At 72.5% G+C, this 1704-nt stretch carries 1 protein-coding gene; it reads left to right on the plus strand.

The window, feature by feature from the left end:
* On the plus strand, positions 1-1704 hold a 1704-nt coding region (locus PUR53_RS00260), incomplete at both ends, for an acetyl/propionyl/methylcrotonyl-CoA carboxylase subunit alpha (RefSeq protein WP_329906964.1).

The following is a 1704-nucleotide window of genomic DNA, read 5'->3' on the forward strand; positions in this document are numbered from 1 at the left end:
GAAATCGCTGTCCGCGTCGCCCGGGCGTGCCGGGACGCCGGGATCGCGAGCGTGGCCGTGTACGCCGATCCGGACCGGGACGCGCTGCATGTGCGGGCCGCGGACGAGGCGTTCGCGTTGGGCGGTGACACTCCGGCGACCAGCTACCTGGACATGGGCAAGGTCCTCCAGGCGGCGAAGGACGCGGGCGCCGACGCGGTCCACCCGGGCTACGGGTTCCTCTCGGAGAACGCGGAGTTCGCCCAGGCGGTCCTGGACGCGGGCCTGATCTGGATCGGCCCGCCGCCGCAGGCCATCCGCGACCTCGGCGACAAGGTCGCCGCGAGGCACATCGCCCAGCGCGCCGGCGCCCCGCTCGTCGCGGGCACCCCGGACCCGGTCTCCGGCGCCGACGAGGTCGTGGCGTTCGCCAAGGAGCACGGCCTGCCCATCGCCATCAAGGCGGCCTTCGGCGGCGGCGGACGCGGCCTGAAGGTCGCCCGCACCCTTCAGGAGGTCCCCGAGCTGTACGACTCCGCCGTCCGCGAGGCCGTCGCCGCCTTCGGCCGGGGCGAGTGCTTCGTGGAGCGCTACCTCGACAAGCCCCGCCACGTCGAGACCCAGTGCCTGGCCGACACCCACGGCAACGTCGTCGTGGTCTCCACCCGTGACTGCTCCCTGCAGCGCCGCCACCAGAAGCTGGTCGAGGAGGCCCCGGCCCCCTTCCTGTCCGAGGCCCAGAACGCCGAGCTGTACGCGGCCTCCAAGGCGATCCTGAAGGAGGCCGGCTACGTCGGCGCCGGCACCGTGGAGTTCCTCGTCGGCGCGGACGGCACGATCTCCTTCCTGGAGGTCAACACCCGCCTGCAGGTCGAGCACCCGGTCACCGAGGAGGTCACCGGCATCGACCTGGTCCGCGAGATGTTCCGCATCGCCGACGGCGAGGAACTCGGCTACGACGACCCGCCGCTGCGCGGCCACTCCTTCGAGTTCCGCATCAACGGCGAGGACCCCGGCCGCGGCTTCCTCCCCGCCCCCGGCACGGTCACCACGTTCACCGCACCCACCGGCCCCGGTGTCCGCCTCGACGCGGGCGTGGAGTCCGGCAGCGTGATCGGCCCCGCCTGGGACTCCCTGCTGGCCAAGCTGGTCATCACCGGCGCCACCCGCCAGCAGGCCCTGCAGCGTGCCGCCCGCGCACTGGAGGAGTTCACCGTCGAGGGCATGGCCACCGCGATCCCCTTCCACCGCAAGGTGGTCACCGACCCGGCGTTCGCTCCCGAACTGACCGGCTCCGCCGACCCGTTCACGGTCCACACCCGCTGGATCGAGACCGAGTTCGTCAACGACATCAAGCCCTTCGCGGCCCCCGCCGACACCGAGGCCGACGAGGACGGCGACCGCGAGACGATCGTGGTCGAGGTCGGCGGCAAGCGCCTGGAGGTCTCCCTGCCCTCCTCCCTGGGCATGACCCTGGCCCGCACCGGCCTCGCCGCCGGCGCCAAGCCCAAGCGCCGCGCGGCCAAGAAGTCCGGCCCCGCCGCCTCCGGCGACACCCTCGCCTCGCCCATGCAGGGCACCATCGTCAAGGTCGCCGTCGAAGAGGGCCAGGAAGTCAAGGAAGGCGACCTCGTCGTCGTCCTGGAAGCCATGAAGATGGAACAGCCCCTCAACGCCCACCGCTCCGGCACCATCAAGGGCCTCACCGCCGAGATCGGCACCTCC

Origin of the sequence: Streptomyces sp. SP18BB07 (assembly GCF_036322545.1) — a bacterium.
Taxonomy (GTDB): Bacteria; Actinomycetota; Actinomycetes; order Streptomycetales; family Streptomycetaceae; genus Streptomyces; species Streptomyces deccanensis.